Origin of the sequence: Geosporobacter subterraneus DSM 17957 (assembly GCF_900142145.1) — a bacterium.
In the GTDB taxonomy this organism is placed as follows: domain Bacteria; phylum Bacillota; class Clostridia; order Peptostreptococcales; family Thermotaleaceae; genus Geosporobacter; species Geosporobacter subterraneus.
The window spans coordinates 1-17,848 of record NZ_FQZV01000013.1; the positions used below are offsets into that span (position 1 = coordinate 1).

General features: G+C 40.8%; 14 protein-coding genes, 1 pseudogene and 1 riboswitch. All 15 genes and pseudogenes read right to left on the reverse strand.

Annotated elements, in window-relative coordinates; genetic code table 11:
* A pseudogene (locus BUB56_RS05570) lies at positions 1–146 on the reverse strand (IS1380 family transposase); the annotation flags it as partial.
* A 243-nt stretch (positions 147–389) separates the two neighbouring features.
* Positions 390–1,349 carry an ABC transporter permease gene (locus tag BUB56_RS19340; RefSeq protein ID WP_190014234.1) on the reverse strand — a complete coding sequence of 320 codons (960 nt, stop codon included), beginning with the start codon at positions 1,347–1,349 and terminating at the stop codon, positions 390–392.
* 3 nt (positions 1,350–1,352) lie between these two features.
* Positions 1,353–2,450, reverse strand: coding sequence for an ABC transporter permease (locus tag BUB56_RS19345; protein WP_190014236.1), 1,098 nt, complete (start codon positions 2,448–2,450; stop codon positions 1,353–1,355).
* Positions 2,434–3,951 (reverse strand): ABC transporter ATP-binding protein, encoded by a 1,518-nt coding sequence (locus BUB56_RS05580; protein ID WP_110940467.1) that lies wholly within the window; start codon positions 3,949–3,951, stop codon positions 2,434–2,436. Before BUB56_RS05580 ends, BUB56_RS19345 begins: the two co-directional genes overlap by 17 nt.
* 404 nt (positions 3,952–4,355) lie before the next feature.
* Positions 4,356–5,390, reverse strand: coding sequence for a BMP family lipoprotein (locus tag BUB56_RS05585; RefSeq protein WP_110940387.1), 1,035 nt, complete (start codon positions 5,388–5,390; stop codon positions 4,356–4,358).
* Positions 5,391–5,550: 160 nt separating this feature from the next.
* Positions 5,551–6,741, reverse strand: coding sequence for a glycine/sarcosine/betaine reductase complex component C subunit alpha (grdD, locus tag BUB56_RS05590; protein ID WP_110940388.1), 1,191 nt, complete (start codon positions 6,739–6,741; stop codon positions 5,551–5,553).
* 11 nt (positions 6,742–6,752) lie between these two features.
* Complete coding sequence (gene grdC / locus BUB56_RS05595) at positions 6,753–8,294, reverse strand: glycine/sarcosine/betaine reductase complex component C subunit beta (RefSeq protein ID WP_110940389.1); 1,542 nt, start codon at positions 8,292–8,294, stop codon at positions 6,753–6,755.
* A gap of 196 nt (positions 8,295–8,490) precedes the next feature.
* Positions 8,491–9,801: a glycine reductase complex selenoprotein B gene (gene grdB, locus BUB56_RS05600; RefSeq protein WP_110940390.1), complete on the reverse strand. Its 1,311-nt coding sequence runs from the start codon at positions 9,799–9,801 to the stop codon at positions 8,491–8,493.
* Positions 9,802–9,863: 62 nt separating this feature from the next.
* Positions 9,864–10,334 carry a glycine/sarcosine/betaine reductase complex selenoprotein A gene (gene grdA / locus BUB56_RS05605; protein ID WP_110940391.1) on the reverse strand — a complete coding sequence of 157 codons (471 nt, stop codon included), beginning with the start codon at positions 10,332–10,334 and terminating at the stop codon, positions 9,864–9,866.
* A gap of 34 nt (positions 10,335–10,368) precedes the next feature.
* A complete protein-coding gene (locus BUB56_RS05610; protein WP_110940392.1) occupies positions 10,369–11,655 on the reverse strand; it encodes a glycine/sarcosine/betaine reductase component B subunit in 1,287 nt (428 codons plus the stop codon).
* Positions 11,656–11,724: 69 nt separating this feature from the next.
* A complete protein-coding gene (gene trxA, locus BUB56_RS05615; protein WP_110940393.1) occupies positions 11,725–12,045 on the reverse strand; it encodes a thioredoxin TrxA in 321 nt (106 codons plus the stop codon).
* Between the two features lie 39 nt (positions 12,046–12,084).
* Positions 12,085–13,032, reverse strand: coding sequence for a thioredoxin-disulfide reductase (trxB, locus tag BUB56_RS05620; RefSeq protein WP_110940394.1), 948 nt, complete (start codon positions 13,030–13,032; stop codon positions 12,085–12,087).
* Positions 13,033–13,075: 43 nt separating this feature from the next.
* The gene (locus BUB56_RS05625) at positions 13,076–13,465 is read right to left on the reverse strand and encodes a GrdX family protein (protein WP_110940395.1); all 390 of its coding nucleotides are present in this window, start codon (positions 13,463–13,465) and stop codon (positions 13,076–13,078) included.
* A gap of 214 nt (positions 13,466–13,679) precedes the next feature.
* Positions 13,680–13,785, reverse strand: a riboswitch (glycine riboswitch).
* Positions 13,786–14,185: 400 nt separating this feature from the next.
* On the reverse strand, positions 14,186–15,817 hold the full coding sequence (locus BUB56_RS05630; protein ID WP_110940396.1) for a Na/Pi cotransporter family protein: 1,632 nt from the start codon (positions 15,815–15,817) through the stop codon (positions 14,186–14,188).
* 242 nt (positions 15,818–16,059) lie between these two features.
* Positions 16,060–17,688 carry a Na/Pi cotransporter family protein gene (locus BUB56_RS05635; RefSeq protein WP_110940397.1) on the reverse strand — a complete coding sequence of 543 codons (1,629 nt, stop codon included), beginning with the start codon at positions 17,686–17,688 and terminating at the stop codon, positions 16,060–16,062.
* Positions 17,689–17,848 lie beyond the last annotated feature (160 nt).

The following is a 17,848-nucleotide window of genomic DNA, read 5'->3' on the forward strand; positions in this document are numbered from 1 at the left end:
AGCTTTTTAATTAGTTTAGGAAAACCAAGCTTATGGGCGAATTCCTTAATCAGAAGTAGGCCAGAATCAGAGGATAAATCCCCTCCTGCGAAATTAATTTTAATTTTACTGTTGCTTTCTGAGTGAAGTGCACTTAGACTAGACATAAGGGTTTCTCCTTTGTGAAATGTTAGTTGTGGTGACTTCATTTTAACAAAGTTGAAACTCTTTTTCTATTGTATTGGTTTCACTTTTTAAGTGAAACCAATAATAATGCAAAACTACTGTAACTATGCGGCACGAAGCAATGCTGGATAAATTATGATGAATAATTCAGGTTAAATTATTGTTAAATAAAGCAAGTTCCACAATTTGTTTAAAGGCACAAAAAAGGCAGGATTTTGTCCTGCCTATCGATCTCCTTTTTCATAGGGGATACCGTCTGCTGCCGGTGCTACAGCCTTGCCTACAAAGCCCATCAACACAATGAGGGTGATGATATATGGGATCATAGACAGCAAATTTGCAGATACCTGCAGTCCTACCTGTGGACTTCCTAAATATATCTGTATTCCTGTAGTCGCACCAAATAATAGGCAAGCAAGCATTGCTCCGTGGGGTTTCCACTTGCCAAAAATCATTGCTGCCATTGCGATAAATCCTTGACCGGAAATCAACGTTGGTCTAAAGGAGGCGACGATAGCCATGCTTAATGACGCGCCACCCAAGCCAGCTAAAATGCCTGATAGTATCACAGAAAAATATCTAACGCGATATACATTGACGCCAAGGGTGTCCGCAGCTTTCGGGTGTTCTCCTACTGCCCGTATACGGAGTCCAAGCTTTGTTTTGTACAGTACAAACCAGGATACAAATACAAGTATAAATGCAATATAAACAGAAGCGTATTGATTGAAAATAATGCCCGGTATACTACTTAAATCAAAAAACTGATTTAGCGGCCTCGGAAGCTTGGCATCCAAAGGAATGGGCGGTGTAGTAGTCGCGTTTTCAAAGAGTCTTCTCGATAGAAACAGCGCTAAGCCTGGTGCTAAAAAGTTTATAGCTATCCCAGACACAGTTTGATCTGCTTGAAAGGTAACTGACGCAACGGCATGAAGCAAACCAAACAATCCGCCTGCCAAGCCACCTATTAAAAAGCCTACCCATGGCACCCACCATAAATGACCGTAGCCTTCAGCCATAATATAAGTGGAAGCGGCTCCTGCAAAGGCGCCAATCGTCATCATACCTTCTATTCCTATATTAACCACTCCTGAATTTTCTGAGAAAACAGCTCCTAAAGCTCCATAGATCAGCGGTGTGGAATACATAAGGGTCGTAGCTAATATAAAGGCTAAGTCTCTCATGGTTTATTGAACCTCCTTTTGGAGTTTTTTTCGATTGAATAGGACCAATACGTATCTAAAAATCCTGTAGGTAGCAACAAAGAAGATGATAGAACCAATTACAATATTGATTACTTCAGTTGGTACTCCAATGGTTTGCATCTTGCTGCCCCCATAGGTCAATCCCCCAAATAGAAAAGCCGATAATATAACTCCAAAAGGATTGTTGTTTCCAATCAAAGCAACGGCTATACCGTTAAATCCATAACCTTCCATGGCAGCTAAAACGGAGACTCTAAAAGAAACACCCATTACATGCATGGCACCTGCTGCTCCAGCCAATGCACCGGCAATGGCCATAGATAACATGATACTTCGATTTACGTTGATTCCACCATATTCGGCAGCATCCTTATTATAACCTACAGCTCTTAATTCATAACCAATCGTAGTTTTAAATAGAAGATAATAAATAACAGCTGTGATTACAAGTGCTATAACAATTCCCCAGTTAACCTTTGTAGCGGGGCCAAGTACTTCCCGCATCCAGGGTATAGAGATACGTGCACTTTCATGAATATCAAAAGATGCTTCCGTTCCCGGTCTCTTAAAGCCTGGCTGATTGATAATATAATTCATGAAATAGAGGGCGATCCAATTGAGCATAATCGATGCAATTACTTCGTGGATACCAAACTTAGACTTCAAAAAACCGACGATACCTCCCCATGTAGCAGCTGCCAATATTGAGCCACACAGTACAATAGGTACATGGAGAATAGCTGGAAGCTCTAAAAAATAACCCAGCAATGCAGCAGTCAGGGCCCCAATAATGAATTGACCTTCAGCTCCAATATTGAATAGCCCTGTCCGGAAGGCAAATGCCACCGACAGACCCGTTAATATAAGCGGTGTTGCTCTGATTACAGTCCAGGCAATATATCTTGGCTGAGAAAAAATCCCCTCTAACATCAGTCTGTAAGCCTCAAGGGGATTATACCCCGACAGAGTAATAATCAGTGCACCTACCAAAAGACCCATAACGATGGACAATAAGGTTAGTATCAATGTTTCGTTGATTAAAAAACTCTTTAATTTTTCTTTTTTACTGTTCACTTCCATTATGTCCACCCCCTGCCATCATCAGTCCCAGCTCATTCTCATTGGTATCTTTCGCATTGACCATACCAACAATTTTACCCTCGTAAATTACAGCTATATTGTCAGAAACGCTCATTACTTCGTCCAGTTCAAAGGATACCAGCAGAACCGCCTTATTCTTGTCCCGCTGATCCACAAGAGAGCGGTGTACAAATTCAATTGCCCCTACATCTAAGCCCCGGGTTGGCTGAGCAGCAATCAGCAGATCCGGATCATTGGTAACCTCTCTTGCAATAATTACCTTTTGCTGATTTCCACCGGACAGAGAGCGCGCTTTCAGATCTTTGTTCCGCGGCCTCACATCAAATTTTTCCATTAATTCTTCAGTAAAGGAAAAAATCTGAGGAAAATTAAGCCTTATTCCATTTGAAAAAGGTTCCTTTCGATAGTTTTCCAATACCATGTTCTCAGCAATGGTATAATCTAAAACCAAGCCATGTTTTTGTCGATCCTCTGGGATATTACACACCCCTGATTCAAAAACTTCCCTTGGTGTTTTATTGGTGATATCTTTTCCGTTGATGAATATCCTTCCACTTTTAATTTTTCTCAATCCCGTAATCGCCTCGATCAATTCGGTCTGGCCATTTCCGTCAACCCCTGCGATCCCTAAGATTTCACCGGCACGGACCTCAAGATTAAGTCCTTTCACCGCTTCCTGTTTTCGATTGTCTTCAACCACAAGATTTTCTATCTTGAGCACCACATCTTCTGCCTGTCGTTCTTCTTTATAAACTTCAAAGCTGACTTCTCTACCAACCATCATGGAAGCCAATTCATTTTCTGTAGTAGATCTAACCTCAACCGTATCAATACGCTTTCCTCGTCGTATGATGGTGCAATAATCAGCCGCTGCCTTGATTTCCTTTAATTTATGGGTAATCAATATAATAGATTTTCCCTGTTCCGTAAGATTATGCATAATGGCAATAAGCTCTTTGATTTCTTGTGGTGTCAAAACAGCTGTGGGCTCGTCTAGTATCAAGATATCGGCACCGCGGTAAAGGGCCTTTAGGATTTCTACTCTTTGCTGCATGCCGACAGTAATATCCTGAATTTTCGCCTCCGGATCAACCTGAAGGCCATATTTTTCTGAAATTTGCCGTACATCATCTATCGCTTTGCTCATATTGATTCGATTGAATCCCAGTGTGGGTTCCATTCCTAGGATAATGTTTTCAGCCACCGTAAAGGGCTTCACCAGCATAAAATGTTGGTGTACCATTCCTACACCATGGGCAATGGACACATTAGGATTTTTTACTTCAACCTTCTTACCTTTAATCCATATTTCTCCGCTATTGGGCGTATATAGACCATAGAGGATATTCATTAAGGTAGACTTTCCAGCCCCATTTTCTCCGAGTAAGGCATGGATTTCTCCTTTATGTACCTTGAGGTTGATGTGGTCATTTGCTACAAAGTCACCAAATTTTTTTACAATATCCTTCATTTCAATCATAGGTGTATCGAAATCGATATTTCTCTGACGGGTATTCAAAAGGATACCTCCTAACTACTGTGAAATAATAATTTGCATTTATTATCATAGGCGTCAACTTAACCCATAATTTGTCATCCTGAGCGGAGTAAAACGGAGTCGAAGGATCTTTAAGCTAGATGATATATTCTGATAATCAAAAGTAATCTTGCGTATGTTCCATAAGATTCTTCGCTAACGCTCAGAATGACATGCTTCTAAGGTTTATTTGGAAATATTTAGATTAAGTTGACGCCTATGCATTTATTATTATACTAAACTTGCCAAATCATAACAACAGCTTATTCAAAGGTTACAAAATCTACTTATTTTCATATTGAAAACATAAGCCCAGAACATACGTCCTGGGCCTAAATATTCAGCTATTATTGAGCTTCAAATTCTGCTTTGCTTTGTGGAACTTTGATTTCTCCACTAATAATTTTCGCCTTTAAGCTTTCAACTTCTGCTAAGATGTCTGCTGGAACATGCTTATCAGAAGTAGGAGCAATGTCAACGCCGCCTTCCGCTAAACCGTAAACAACAGTTGATCCGCCTGGGAAGTTGCCATTCTTTAACTCTTTAGCAATATTAAACATTGCATTGTCAACACGCTTCATAGCTGAAGTGATTACGTGATCCGGTGCATCTGCATTTTGATCCTTGTCAACACCAATCGCATATTTGTTTTGCTCTCTGGCTACTTCGATCATACCATTACCTGTATCTCCAGCAGCATGGAAGATGATATCTGCTCCTTGCTGGTACATACCTTCTGCAATACTTCTACCGATTGCAGGCTTGTCAAAAGCATTTGCATACTGCTCTAGAACTTCTACGTCAGGGTTTGCATATTTCACGCCAGCTTTAAAACCATAGTGGAATCTGTGGATTACGTCAAAGTCCATACCGCCAATGAAACCAACTTTATTCGTCTTTGTCATTTTACCAGCAATATATCCAACAAGGAAAGATGCCTCTTGCTCCTTAAATACAACTCCAACTAGGTTCGCAGGTGTATCTGCATATGCATAGTCAATAATCGCAAATTTTTGGTCTGGATAGTTCTTAGCAGCTTCTTCGATCGTATTTCCCATTAAGAAACCGATACCCCATACCAGATCATTTGCTTGATCTACTAATGTTTCGATGTTTGTCTCATAGTCTGCCTCTTGCTTAGACTCTAAGTAGTTAATCTCAACGCCTAACTCATTCTTTGCCCTTTGCAGTCCTTCCCAAGCAGATTGGTTAAAGGAACGGTCATTTACACCACCTACGTCGGTTACCATTGCAATCTTCACCGCTGTTTCAGCAGGTGCTGGTGTTTCTCCTTGTGGTGCTGGTGCCTTTGGCGCACAACCGGCAAGTAAGCCTAAAACAAGCACCATTGCTAAGAATACTGACATTCTTTTTCTTAACATCTAAGATTCCTCCTCATATTTTTTTGTCTTCCCCTAGACATTAGCTTTATAATATTCTATATCCTTTTGCTAAAATCCTTCTATAATTCTATTTTTTTCTATTTAATTTTAAACATGTATCTGTAAAAGAAAAGCTCCAGCCTAAACTGGAGCCTGTACACTAACAGATGTCGCCTTCCTGTGCAACAAAATTTGCCTTCCCTAACACCTGCATGGCTGCTTGCAGTCTCTCTTCAGAAACCATAACAATGGGTCCTGTGCAGCCCATACCGCTTTCTGCATAGATGCCGGCTTTCCATAATGCTTTCACTGCATCCTCTAAATCCATTATATCGATTCCGGAAATAGATCCAGTCACCACTTCCTTTGGTGGTGCTGTGATCTCGCCTTCATCCTCTTGAGCTGCTTTTTTGGTATCCTTTGTCAAGCTCTTTAGGATCTCATCCAGCTTTGCTGCTTTTGCTTTTTTAAATTCTCTGTCGGCAACCTCTGCCAGATTGCCCTTTGCCAATCCTGCTGCATATTTGATGGCATTGGCTACTACCGGTACTCCCGATGCTCTGGATAATATCAGGATTACCCTCTTGTAGTCTTCCCCTATACCGGGACCATAGCCATAGCCTAAGGACTCATAGCTTCCTCCTGTAGTATAGGATGAGAAGACTTTCATCATGATATTTCCGGTTAATGTATCGCTTACCATGACGTCTACAGTTCCTGCTAAAAGGTCATTGCCTCTCATAACCGCACCACCGTCTGAGCGTACGGACTCTGAGAAGTTTACAGGATAGCCGTTGGCATTTAATTCTTTTAGAGCCTTTTCTGTCTGTCTTGCCCCATCTAGGTTTAGGATGCCTACGGTTGGGTTCTCAATGCCCATAGCTTTTGCAGTGATGATCCCGTAAATCGCATTTTTTACCATGGCTTCTACTCTATGGGCAGAGGAGGTGCCTGTGGTGGTAGCTAAGAACATTTCTCTGCCCATTCCCGGTGTGATTACTTTGCCAACGGTTGAAACACCGATGGGGAAGTTGTAGTGCATGGTTACGCAGGCTTTAATATATCCGCTGTCTAAAAGTTCTTCCATCTTTTTATGCATTTCTTCTTCGTTGTTGGCCTCTACGATTTCTAAGTGGGTGTCCACCTTAGGGCCAATGAGTACGATATCAAAGTCTGCACCGGATTTGGCTGCCAGCTCTGCCCCTTTTACCAGGTTATCTACCCCATGCTCGCTGCCCAAGGTGGTAAGGCCTACTTTTATTTTTGCGCCAAACTGACCTGTCTCAATGGCATCAGCGATATCCATAAATACTTTTCCAATCATCTGTTTTACAGATTTGTTTTCGGTCATTGTCATCACTCCTATTCTCCTAAAAGATGTGATGCAAAGTCTCTCATTGCTTCTGCGATGAAGCTCTTCACCTGCTCTTGTGATACTGCAGTATCCTTTGTCTCTACTTTTCCAGTATTTCTTTCCATTACGATGGATACGCCGTCAAACTGGTTGGTCATACGGCCTAGGAATAAGCTTCCCTTCCCTACGATCATAGCCCGGTTTAGGCTTCCTTCCGTTAGGTCTTCTCTGGCAAAGCCAACATAGGGTACTCCGGAAGGAATATGGCCTTGGGTTGGCGCCCATCCCGGCATGCCGTGTTTTTCTACGAAGGTTGCCAGGTCTTTTCGATCCAGTTCATTTCGCTTTACCCCTAGGGCTGCAATCATTTTATAGTTTGCTTCCGGAACATCCCCTGCTCCCGCAGGCTTTGTAACATCAGGATTTTGCATTTCTACGGAATATTTATCGATGTCTGTAATTTTTAATCCGCCTTTATCCAGGGGTGCAGCAACGAGGGATGTGATGACTGCCTGGGGGGAGGAGCCGGTTCCTACGGTGTGTCTTCCCACAAGGTCTGTGCGCAGTACTGGGTTTACACCATCATTCTTGCTCACTAAAACTGCAAATCCTCCTAGGGTATCCTCCAGGATCGGCATGCCTTTTTTCACATGGTCTTTTCCATTCATCCCCAGCTTCGCTGTTGCACCGCCGGCTACGAGTACTACATTGTTGTAGACGCCTGATTGCACAAGGGCCGCTGCCTGAATCAATGCATGGGTCGGCGCTGCACAGAAGCCTCTTGTATCAGAGCCTGTAGCATTGACTGCTCCCACTACTTCTGCGATGGCTTTTGCAAAGTTGCCGCCGCCTCTTTGGTTCATGTCACCGCAGGCTTCTTCTGAGCATTCGATCACATAGTCAATATCTTTTATGTCAATGTTATTCTTTGCAATCAAGTGTTTAAAGGCCAAAACGCCGGAGGCTTTTACCACAAGATTTTCAAAGAGCACATGGGCATTTAAGTTTGGATCAATATCATGGGCTCTTTTTACGCAGCCTACCAGCTTCCCTTCATGATAAAGGGCCTCAGCATGCTGCTCCTTAACAAACTTTTCGATTTCAGAAAGGTCTTCCCCTTCCTTTAGATTGACCAGTTCTTCATCGGTAAATAAGGGATGCTTGGCCAGCTTCTCCTTGACTGAAGCTGTAAACCCTCTATCCAGCTTTACCAGGTCAAATGCATCAGACATTTTCATCATACCGATAAACTCATCCTGCGGCATGATTTCCCCAAACTTTCCAAACCGATTCGCATTGGCTACGTCCTTATCATACCAAGGCATTTCATAATGTCTTAGTTCTTCCGGTGTTAGGTTGCCAATATAAACCTGATTGGGTGCATAGTTGATTACCTGTTCAAAGGATCTTGTATGCTCAGGAACCTTTTTAAGATAATCTGAATCAGGATTGGTATGTCTTTCTGTGGTTTGTGTTGTACCATTATGGAGAATCATATCAGGGGTATATATTAAAACATATCCTGCACCCCTTACTACTGCATAACTCATATCCTTCACCTCCGCATAATATAAAAGGTTAATTTGCTGTAAGCATATCCTTGCAGCTCGCAGCTGCAGACCATATGAAGTTTTAATAATATATTTTAAAGAAGAATGCAGCTTTTAAATAAATGGGTGATGAAAATATCACCCATTTATTTGATAGTCTTAGCAGCTGCCAGCTGCAGAAGCAACTGGCTTGCAATTAATTTTCGAATACTGTTTGTCCCTCGACTTCTGTTTGTAAAGCCTTAAGGGCCTTCTCAACAATCTTTCTTCTCAGCTTCTTCTCTTCAGCTGGGTCTAGAGCCGGATTGCCAAGTGGGTGCGGGATTGCAATCGCAGGTACAATTCTGTTTGCACCAACGGTTAAGGAAATCGGTACTACAGTACAAATATGCACAACAGGGATTCCCGCTCTTTCAATTTCTTTTACCATCGTTGCACCGCAACGTGTACAAGTACCTCAGGTGGAGGTTAGGATAACGGCATCTACTCCATCTGCTACCAATTCCTTAGAGAATTCAGCAGCAAATTGCTTAGAGTTTGCAACGGATGTACCGTTTCCTACAGTTGTATAGAAGTACTTGTGCAATTCTCCAATAACCCCTTCTTTTTCCAACTCACGAAGCACATCCACCGGTAATACTCTATCAGCATCAGCATTTGCATATACTGGGTCGTATCCGCCGTGAGCTGTCTCATGGCTTGATTCAGTAAGGTTATCAAAGCTGGCAATATCATATTTTCCGTATTTTGAAGCACTGGAGGATTCAATATGATTTGGGTTGCCCTTCGGAACAATACCGCCGGATGTAACCAGAGCGATTTTAGCCTTTGTCATATCTTTTACTGCTGGATTTGGTGTAACATTATCAAAATCCGGCATTGGATACTCTGTTACAAATTCTTCTCCCTTAAGCTTTTTCAACATCATATCTACAGCTCTTTTAGAGCCTCTGTCCTCTGTAAAGATGTTCTTTCTCACGCCTCTAGGAATATATCCGTCCACTGTCGGCGCTTTGATCTCTTCACCCTTAGCCAACTTCAGAGCAAGCTTAGCTAAAGCAGGAGCAGCTGTTCTCATAGATGCAGCAGAGTTTCCTGTTTCTACGATGTACAGATCCTTTTTATACATGTCTGCACCAGGATTTTCAATATACATGGCTGTGGCTACAGGAATATTCAATTCTTCTTTAACGGTCTTAGAAATGGAACCGCAAGCTACACCATATCTTCCTGCGTTGAATGCCGGTCCTGCAATGAACAAATCAGGATTGTGCTGTTTAACCATCTCCAGGATTTCACTCTTGGCAGTTTCTATATTTTCGTTGTAATAGGAGTCTCCGCAAATAATTGTAGCTACGATTTCAGCTTCTCCGCCGAAGGCTGTATTTAAAGCAGCTCCCGGTCCAACTGCACCTTCTCGTACCTCTGGCTTAATATCAGCCTTTTCTTCTCCACCGATTCCGGCAAAGAACTGGTTTATATAATGAACAACTCTAATTTTGCTCATAGTTTCCCCCCTCTCTTATTTTTGCAATGGGAAATTGTATTTTTCATTACAGAATTGTTCTTTTAGTATTTTGTAAACTGATCTCTGATTGAAGTCATTTCAGCAATAATGGAGTCTACATCCAAAACCATCTCCATCATTCCGATTTGCTCATCATATACATCTGCATCTACATTATCTTTAAACTCCGGTTCTACTGCATGATATACTCTGAGTCCTAACTGGACTCCTGCTAATGAACCTGCATAAGTCGGGTCACCATTTGTTACAGTTTCAGCAGCTAAGCCTGCAGCTTCTGCTTCTGCTGCACCAAGAAGTACGATGATGTTCTCTGCTCCATACTTCTCAGTCAAATTTTTTACCCTATTTTGATTTTCCAGGTCCATTGCGCCCGCAGCCGTTCAGACAAAGCACTCCGTTGCAGAAAACACAACTTCTGCGCCTGTGTTCTTAAGGCATTCTTCCATGGCAGGACCTGGTATACCATCTCTGTCGCCGATGATGATGACTTTTTTACCATCAAACATGCTCATGGATACCATCCTCTCATTATTTTATTTTGTTTTCTTAGAAGCTTGTTGCAGAAATCTTATTAAAGCCAAGCTCATTGGTTGCCCCTGTGATCACCTGAATCTCAGCAACAATACTGCCATCTTCTTTTAAGCTGCCATCAAAGCCGCCGGCAATTTTGTCTGTGTAATCCAGCATACCAATAACCTTTTTCATTGGCGGTAATTCTATTACTTCGTTAGCATTTCCGCCGGTTACAACCGCATCTGCCTTCGGATCTGCATCAGCTAGGGATTGAGATGCTCCATCACGGCCGGCATATTCGTCTGTAACAATTACAGTTTTAATTCCTTCATTCTCAATCTTTCTAGTGTTCATGATTAAGTCTGTATCAGGATTTCCAAAGCCCTCCTGAGAGATAATCGCACCATCTAGCCCTAAGAACTTGCAAAGTTTTGCAGTCCAGTTAGAGGATCTTTCCTTATCTGCCAGGTATACGTTTTCATTTGTAATGATTACACCAACAAAGTTTAATTCTTTACCATGCTTCTCGTAGAGATCATGGATGATCGGGTTGTTTTGATGATGGTAGGTTGTGTTTTTATCGCAGGCAGAAACGCAGTTGCCGCTTAGGATAGCTCCATCCATCACCTCAGTTGGATAAAGAATGGTTGGTACGATTTTCTTCGCATCTACGCCGTAAACATAGGTGTCATGAAGCAAACCTTGTGTTTGAAGCATATATACATATCCAACCTTTGGTAAGTTAGGATATTGCGCGATGCTCTCCAGCAATGGCTTTGTTTCAAATACTTCGATCTCGTCAGGTTGTACGCTTACACCTGCTTTTCCAATGAAGGATGCGGCTTTTAAGCCAGCCATACGAGCTGCTGTTTCATACTCATGCTGCTTCAATCCCTCTACTGGTTCAATTACTAAACAGATATTGTAAGTTTTTGAGAATGGAGTATATTCTGCCCCAGGTCCAGACATATCGATAATACCTTCCTGGAAACCTACAATTTTGCCGCAAGTAACTACAGCAGCGCCGCTTAGTACATGTGTGCGACCTGTTCCCACTGTTGTAACCTTATTGATTACTCCCGGGAAAACTCCGCCTGGCCCCTCAACCTTAACTCTTGGTTCAATTACATCTTTAACCGGTGTGATTCTTGTTTCCTCACCTGGTTTCGCAAGATCAACATCTACACTCTTAATGTGCTCGTCTTCCATGATGAGGTTGATGACTTCTTGCTTGTTTACATAGAGTGTTCCATTTTCTACTTTCGTTGTGTCACCAAATTGAACATCTTTAATCTTAATTTTTCCTAATTCAAGGCGCACAAAATTCACCTCCCTTTATATTTATAGCCTACAACCGGTGCGGTTATACACGCCAGTGCATGCTACTTACTAACAGATATTTCTCTCTAACATTGCTTCAATATTTGCTCTTGTTGCATCATCTTTTGTCACTTCATCAATCTTCTGCCCATCTTTGTAAAGTGAAATCGTTGGCAGTCCTAAAACTTTTTGGGATATGGCTAGTCGTCTTGCTTGTGTCGTGTTTAGCTTTACAAATTTTACCTTGCCTTCATATTTTTCTGATAAAGCTTCAACGTCTGGCATTAGTGCAATGCAAGGCTCGCAGCCGTCGCTCCAAAAGTCCACAAGTACTAAACCCTGTGCTTCTAAAACTTCAGCTTGAAAAGTATCCTTATCTACAGATAACATGTTTTCACCTCCTTTAATAAACATTTGTTTTTCCATAGACTATTCTTCAAAATTATGCTCAATATATTTTTCTGCTTGAACAGCAGCAATAGCACCGTCAGACACAGCTGTTACAACTTGTCTCAATGATTTTACACGGATATCTCCAGCCGCAAAAACTCCATCGATATTGGTTTTCATATTGTCATCGGTAGGAATATAACCGGCAGCATCTAAGTTGATCTGTCCTTGATATAAATCACTCAGCGGTTTATATCCAACGAATACGAAAATTCCAAATGTACCATCATCTTCATGGGCATGATATTCAGATACTTCATTTGTTACCAGGTTTTTGAATACCACTGATTCAACTACTCCATCACCCTTAATTTCAGTGATAGTAGTATTCCAAAGAAAATCGATCTTAGGATTCTTGAAGGCCTTTTCCTGGATTGATTTTGCTGCTCTTAATTCGTCTCGTCTGTGAACAATGGTTACTTTTCTTGCAAACTTTGTTAAATAGATGGCTTCCTCAACAGCAGAATCTCCACCACCTACTACAAATACCTCTAAATCCGTGAAGAAGTCTGCGTCGCAGGTTGCACAATAGGAAACACCTTTACCTGTAAGTTCAACTTCACCCGGACAGCCTATTGGTTTTGGTTCTGCACCACTGGCGATGATTACAGATTTTGCTTGGTACTCTCCCTGTTCTCCCTTGATTACCTTAATCTTTCCAGAAAAATCTACAGCTTTTATGGTATCTTTTTTTCTTTCTGCACCAAATTCTTCTACCTGCTCTACCATTCTTGCAGTCAGGCTTGGCCCTGTAGCATGGGCAATAGACCCTGGATAGTTGGCGACTTCATTCGTAGTAGAAATTTGTCCTCCTACCTTATTCTTCTCCAAAATCAGCGTTTTCATTTTTGCTCTTGCTGCATATAATCCTGCAGATAAGCCTGCCGGGCCTGAGCCAATAATGACCACATCGTATAAATTCTCCACTTCTATTCCTCCTTAACATTAGATTAATATAATGAATAAACTATCATGAAAATTGATCCATGCTCTCAACTGCACTTCTAATGAGATAAAAGTCTATCAGTTCAAAATCCTGCAGTATTTTTTCGGTCCATTGTGGTGTTTTTTTTCCCTCAATAAACTTTTTTGCCGTCTCAATACTCGCCTCAATAATAGAAAGCGAATCAAGATCCAGTTCTCCTTTGTCACTGCTAATGGCAAGGGATTTGTAGGGAGTTTCGTTGGGCTTTACGCTTCCAGATAAGGGATGGGTTAACAATCTATAGCCTTCGTGGATTTTATCTCTTGCAATCCCTAATATGTCTAGATAGCTATAGTTATTCGAATAAATTATGTCCAATTTATCCTTATAATTTGCATGGACCAATGAATTATTTGTAACCAATATTTTTTTCAAGTACTTCACCTCAATGCAAGTTGCTTTTTCAGGAAAACGTTTTATTGATTAGTTTTTTAAAAATATACATAATGTATACGTCTGAATAGAACAAAACAGAGGAGCATAGCAAAGAAACCTTTGCCACATCTCCTCTGTATAATAACCTGAGAGTTTCTTCTAAACAATAGAATTGCCCCTTCGGTGCTTTTAAAAAAAAAGCTTTCCAGAGTTCTGTCAAAATACGGTCCCTTTGCCTGAGAATTTCGCGACGTGATTGGCGGATCATCGTCCCTTTTTCCTTCGGCGGTTCATTACGAACTCTCTCCCGTATTCATCAACCAGATCTATAGATAGTCTGTATGTATTTTTAAATTACCATAATTTCTTTCTATAACCATTATATTATAAATGTTAAATTACTGACAACATTTTTCTTTCATTTTTTAATGAATTTTTCGCAATGAACCTTATGAACTTTTCTTTGCTATTCACTTATATACCCTTTTCTGTAGAAGATAACCGCTTTTTTAAATAATGACTTTGTTAAAGTTTCGTGTGAATATTATATATTTTAGACATAGATTGTGACAAGGGTAGGGGGTGGGCGACTCTGTCCACCTGCAGATGCCTTATAAAACAAACGGGCGGACACGGTGGTCTGCACCCTACAAAATCAACATCATAGTTTAACAGAGCCTAAATAATATATAATTCATCGAAGGAGAAGATAGGTCTTTTTTAGTATTTATCGGTCGCATCAATCACTGCGAATGCAATCTTCGCTGCATGATCTCCGATTCTTTCCAGGTTGCTGATGATATCCAGGAAGATTACACCAGCACCGGCACTGCACTGTTGTTTATTTAATCGGGCTATATGGCTGGCACGAAGAGATTTTTCCATATGATCAATTTCACCTTCTCTTTCGATAACCCGTTTTGCAATATTTGTGTCTCCGGTCTTGAGTGCCAAAAGGGCTTGATCATAAGATTTTAAAACACGGTCATGCATCATTTCCAGCTCTTTTATGGCTACATCACTGAACTGCAGCTTATTCTCAATGCGATACACAGCTAACTCTGCCAAATTATCCGCATGATCACCTACTCTTTCAATATCATTAATGGTATTAAATAAGCCATCAACGATTTCGTGTTGTGAAGCGGATAGGGAACTATTGGACAATTTAATCAGATAGTTGGCAATTTCCCGTTCCAGATGGTTAATAGCGCCTTCAAGCTTGAACACTTCTTGGACAATCTTTTCCTCTTTTTTAAAGAAGGCTTCCATAGATCTTTGATAAGATTCCTGAGCCAGATGACCCATGTGCAGTACTTCTTTGATGGTTTGACCTAAAGCAATAGAAGGAGTTTCCAAGATTCTATCATCCAGATATTTAACACCTACTATCATTTCTTCTTCTCCAGCTTTTTCAGGAATCATTTTCTTAGCAATATATACTAATATACTGGCAAAAGGAAGTTGGACTACCATATTGCTTACGTTAAACAGGGTATGGGCATTAGCAATCTGTCTGGCCGCATCCCCTGGAGTTAAACTTGTTACCAAGTGAAGCACCGGCTGTTTTAAAATGAATACAAAAATGATTGTACCAATAACATTAAACAGCAGATGTATCAATGCTGCTCTTTTTGCAGTCTTATTGGCACCAATGCTGGATAATAATGCGGTAACACAAGTACCAATATTATCACCAAATAGAATCGGAAGTGCAGCTTCAATCGGCAGCAGACCCTGGCTTGCCAGTGCAATCAATATACCGATTGAGGCACTACTGCTCTGAATAATAGCTGTCAATCCAAAGCCCGCCAGAATTCCCAGCAATGCATCCAATAGGGTATCTTCTCCAAAACTCATCAGCAAGGCCTTGAAACCTTCATACTCTCGCAGCGGCTTCATGGCGCCGGACATCATTTCCATTCCAATGAATAAAATACCGAAACCAATAAAAACCTCTGCGATATTCTTGGTTCTCTTATTTTTTGAAAAAAGCCAAATCCCCACACCAACAGCAACCGCAACGGGAGCATAATCCACCAGCTTAAAGGATACCAGCTGCGCTGTTATGGTGGTACCAATATTAGCACCCATGATAACACCAACAGCCTGTGTCAAGCTCATAATTCCTGCATTTACAAAACCTATCACCATAACAGTAGTAGCACTGCTGCTTTGAATAACCATAGTTACGATGGTTCCCACAAACACACCCATTACACGATTATTCGTCAGTATTTCAATTAGTTTTTTCAGGCGGTCTCCTGCCGCCTTTTCCAAACCGTCTCCCATGATTTTCATGCCATATAAGAAAAGTCCTAACCCGCCCATCAGTCCAAAAAAAATTTTCATGCAATGTCCCCCTCATTATTCTTAGAAGTCCGATCTGTTTTCAATGGCATTATTTATGGAAATGTTGCCTCAGCCTGTTGCGACTGCCACCCCCTCCAATCATCGATACCTTGTATATCATACGACATTTTTTTATTTATTTTGTTAACATTGTGTTAATTTTTTTAAATTTTTATTAGCTTTTTTAAAACTGAGCAAAAAAGGAGGACTTCCCTAGGGAAGTCCTCCTTTTTTGCACGATTCTATTTTTTTGTAGTGTCTAGAACGGCTAATGCAATATTAGATGCATGATCTCCAATTCTTTCTAAATTACTGATAATATCCAAGAAAACCACACCAGCTTCTGCTGAACAGGATTGGCGATTTAATCTTGCAATATGATTGGCTCTCAAGGTTTTCTCCATCAGGTCAATTTCCCCTTCTCTTTCTGCAACCTTCTTAGCAATATTCATATCACCAGTCCGTAGGGCGAGAATGGATTGATTATAGGATTTTACCACCCGCTCATGCATATGACTGAGTTCCTGCACTGCCTGTTCGGAGAATTCGATTTCATGCTCGATGGCATATATGGCCAGCTCTGCAAGGTTATCGCTGTGATCTCCTACCCGCTCAATGTCATTGATGGTATTGATTAAACCATCCACTATCTCATGCTGTTCTGCTGATAGGCTGGTATTCGAAAGCTTTACCAAATATTCGGCAATAGATCGCTCCATGCTATTAACGATTTTTTCAAGCTTAAATACCTCATGGGCTAACTTCTCATCTTTTTTGAAGAAGGCTTCCATGGACTTTTGATAGCTTTCTAGCGCTAAGTCTCCCATGTTTAGTGTTTCCTTAATTACTTGAACCATAGCAATAGATGGAGTTTCTAGAATACGATCGTCCAGATATCGAATTCCTTTTATCTCTAAATCTTCGTAATCTTTTTTCGGGATTATTCTATTGGCAAAACGGACTAATATAGAAGCGAAAGGCAATAAAATTATCGTATTTGTCACGTTAAATAGTGTGTGTGCATTGGCAAGCTGACGTGCTGCACTATCCGGTGAGATACTCTTCACAAGATTAATGGTAAGTCCCCTAAAAAAGATCATAAATATAATAGTTCCAATGATATTAAATAAGAAATGAATAAATGCGGCCCTTTTAGCTGTTCGATTGGCGCCAATACTGGAAAGCATGGCAGTGACACAAGTACCGATATTTGTTCCAAAAACAATCGGCATAGCTGCTTCGATAGGCAGCAAGCCTTCGCTGGCTAAAGCGATTAAAAGTCCTGTTGATGCACTGCTGCTCTGCACTATTGCAGTTATACCAAACCCTGCTAGAATAGCCAGTATAGAATCGGTAATCGTAGGTTTTCCAAAGCTCAGCAGCATATGGGTAAAACCTTCGTACCCTCTTAGAGGCTTTACTGCATCCTTCATAAAATCCATACCGATAAATAAGATCCCGAAACCTATAAATATTTCAGCAGCATTCTTCGTTTTCTTATTATCTGAAAACATCCAAACAGCTACAGATATCCCAACAGCGATAGGTGCAATGGCACTGATATTTAATGAAGCAATTTGTGCCGTTATGGTTGTACCAATATTGGCACCCATAATAATTCCCGTGGCTTGTGTTAGTGTCATAATACCTGCATTAACAAAGCCTACGACCATGACAGTGGTAGCACTGCTGCTTTGAATAATCATTGTAACTAATGCCCCGACAATTACGGCAATGATTCGGTTATTTGTCAGAACCTCAATGATTTTCTTCATTTTGTCTCCGGCTGTCTTTTCTAACCCGTCTCCCATGATGGTCATACCATAGAGGAATAATCCTAAACCGCCTAATAGTTCAAATACAATTTTCATCATTTCCCTCCAAGTCTGTCTATTTCATTTTCTCCCTTGTATATCATACACTATTTTTTATTCTTTTTGTTAAATGCATGTTAAATTTTTAATACAATATTTACATTTGTCAATATGCAATTCCTTCTAATTACAGCATTCCTATATTTTATGCAAAATA

What these genes read in the sequence shown, in the direction of transcription:
- BUB56_RS05585 (WP_110940387.1), bottom strand. Translation starts at nt 5,390, where the DNA reads ATGTTAAGAAAAAGAATGTCAGTATTCTTAGCAATGGTGCTTGTTTTA.
- trxA (WP_110940393.1), bottom strand. Translation starts at nt 12,045, where the DNA reads ATGTTATCTGTAGATAAGGATACTTTTCAAGCTGAAGTTTTAGAAGCA.
- BUB56_RS05635 (WP_110940397.1), bottom strand. Translation starts at nt 17,688, where the DNA reads ATGAAAATTGTATTTGAACTATTAGGCGGTTTAGGATTATTCCTCTAT.
- grdD (WP_110940388.1), bottom strand. Translation starts at nt 6,741, where the DNA reads ATGACCGAAAACAAATCTGTAAAACAGATGATTGGAAAAGTATTTATG.
- BUB56_RS19345 (WP_190014236.1), bottom strand. Translation starts at nt 2,450, where the DNA reads ATGGAAGTGAACAGTAAAAAAGAAAAATTAAAGAGTTTTTTAATCAAC.
- BUB56_RS05580 (WP_110940467.1), bottom strand. Translation starts at nt 3,951, where the DNA reads ATGATTGAAATGAAGGATATTGTAAAAAAATTTGGTGACTTTGTAGCA.
- BUB56_RS05630 (WP_110940396.1), bottom strand. Translation starts at nt 15,817, where the DNA reads ATGAAAATTTTTTTTGGACTGATGGGCGGGTTAGGACTTTTCTTATAT.
- BUB56_RS19340 (WP_190014234.1), bottom strand. Translation starts at nt 1,349, where the DNA reads ATGAGAGACTTAGCCTTTATATTAGCTACGACCCTTATGTATTCCACA.
- grdC (WP_110940389.1), bottom strand. Translation starts at nt 8,294, where the DNA reads ATGAGTTATGCAGTAGTAAGGGGTGCAGGATATGTTTTAATATATACC.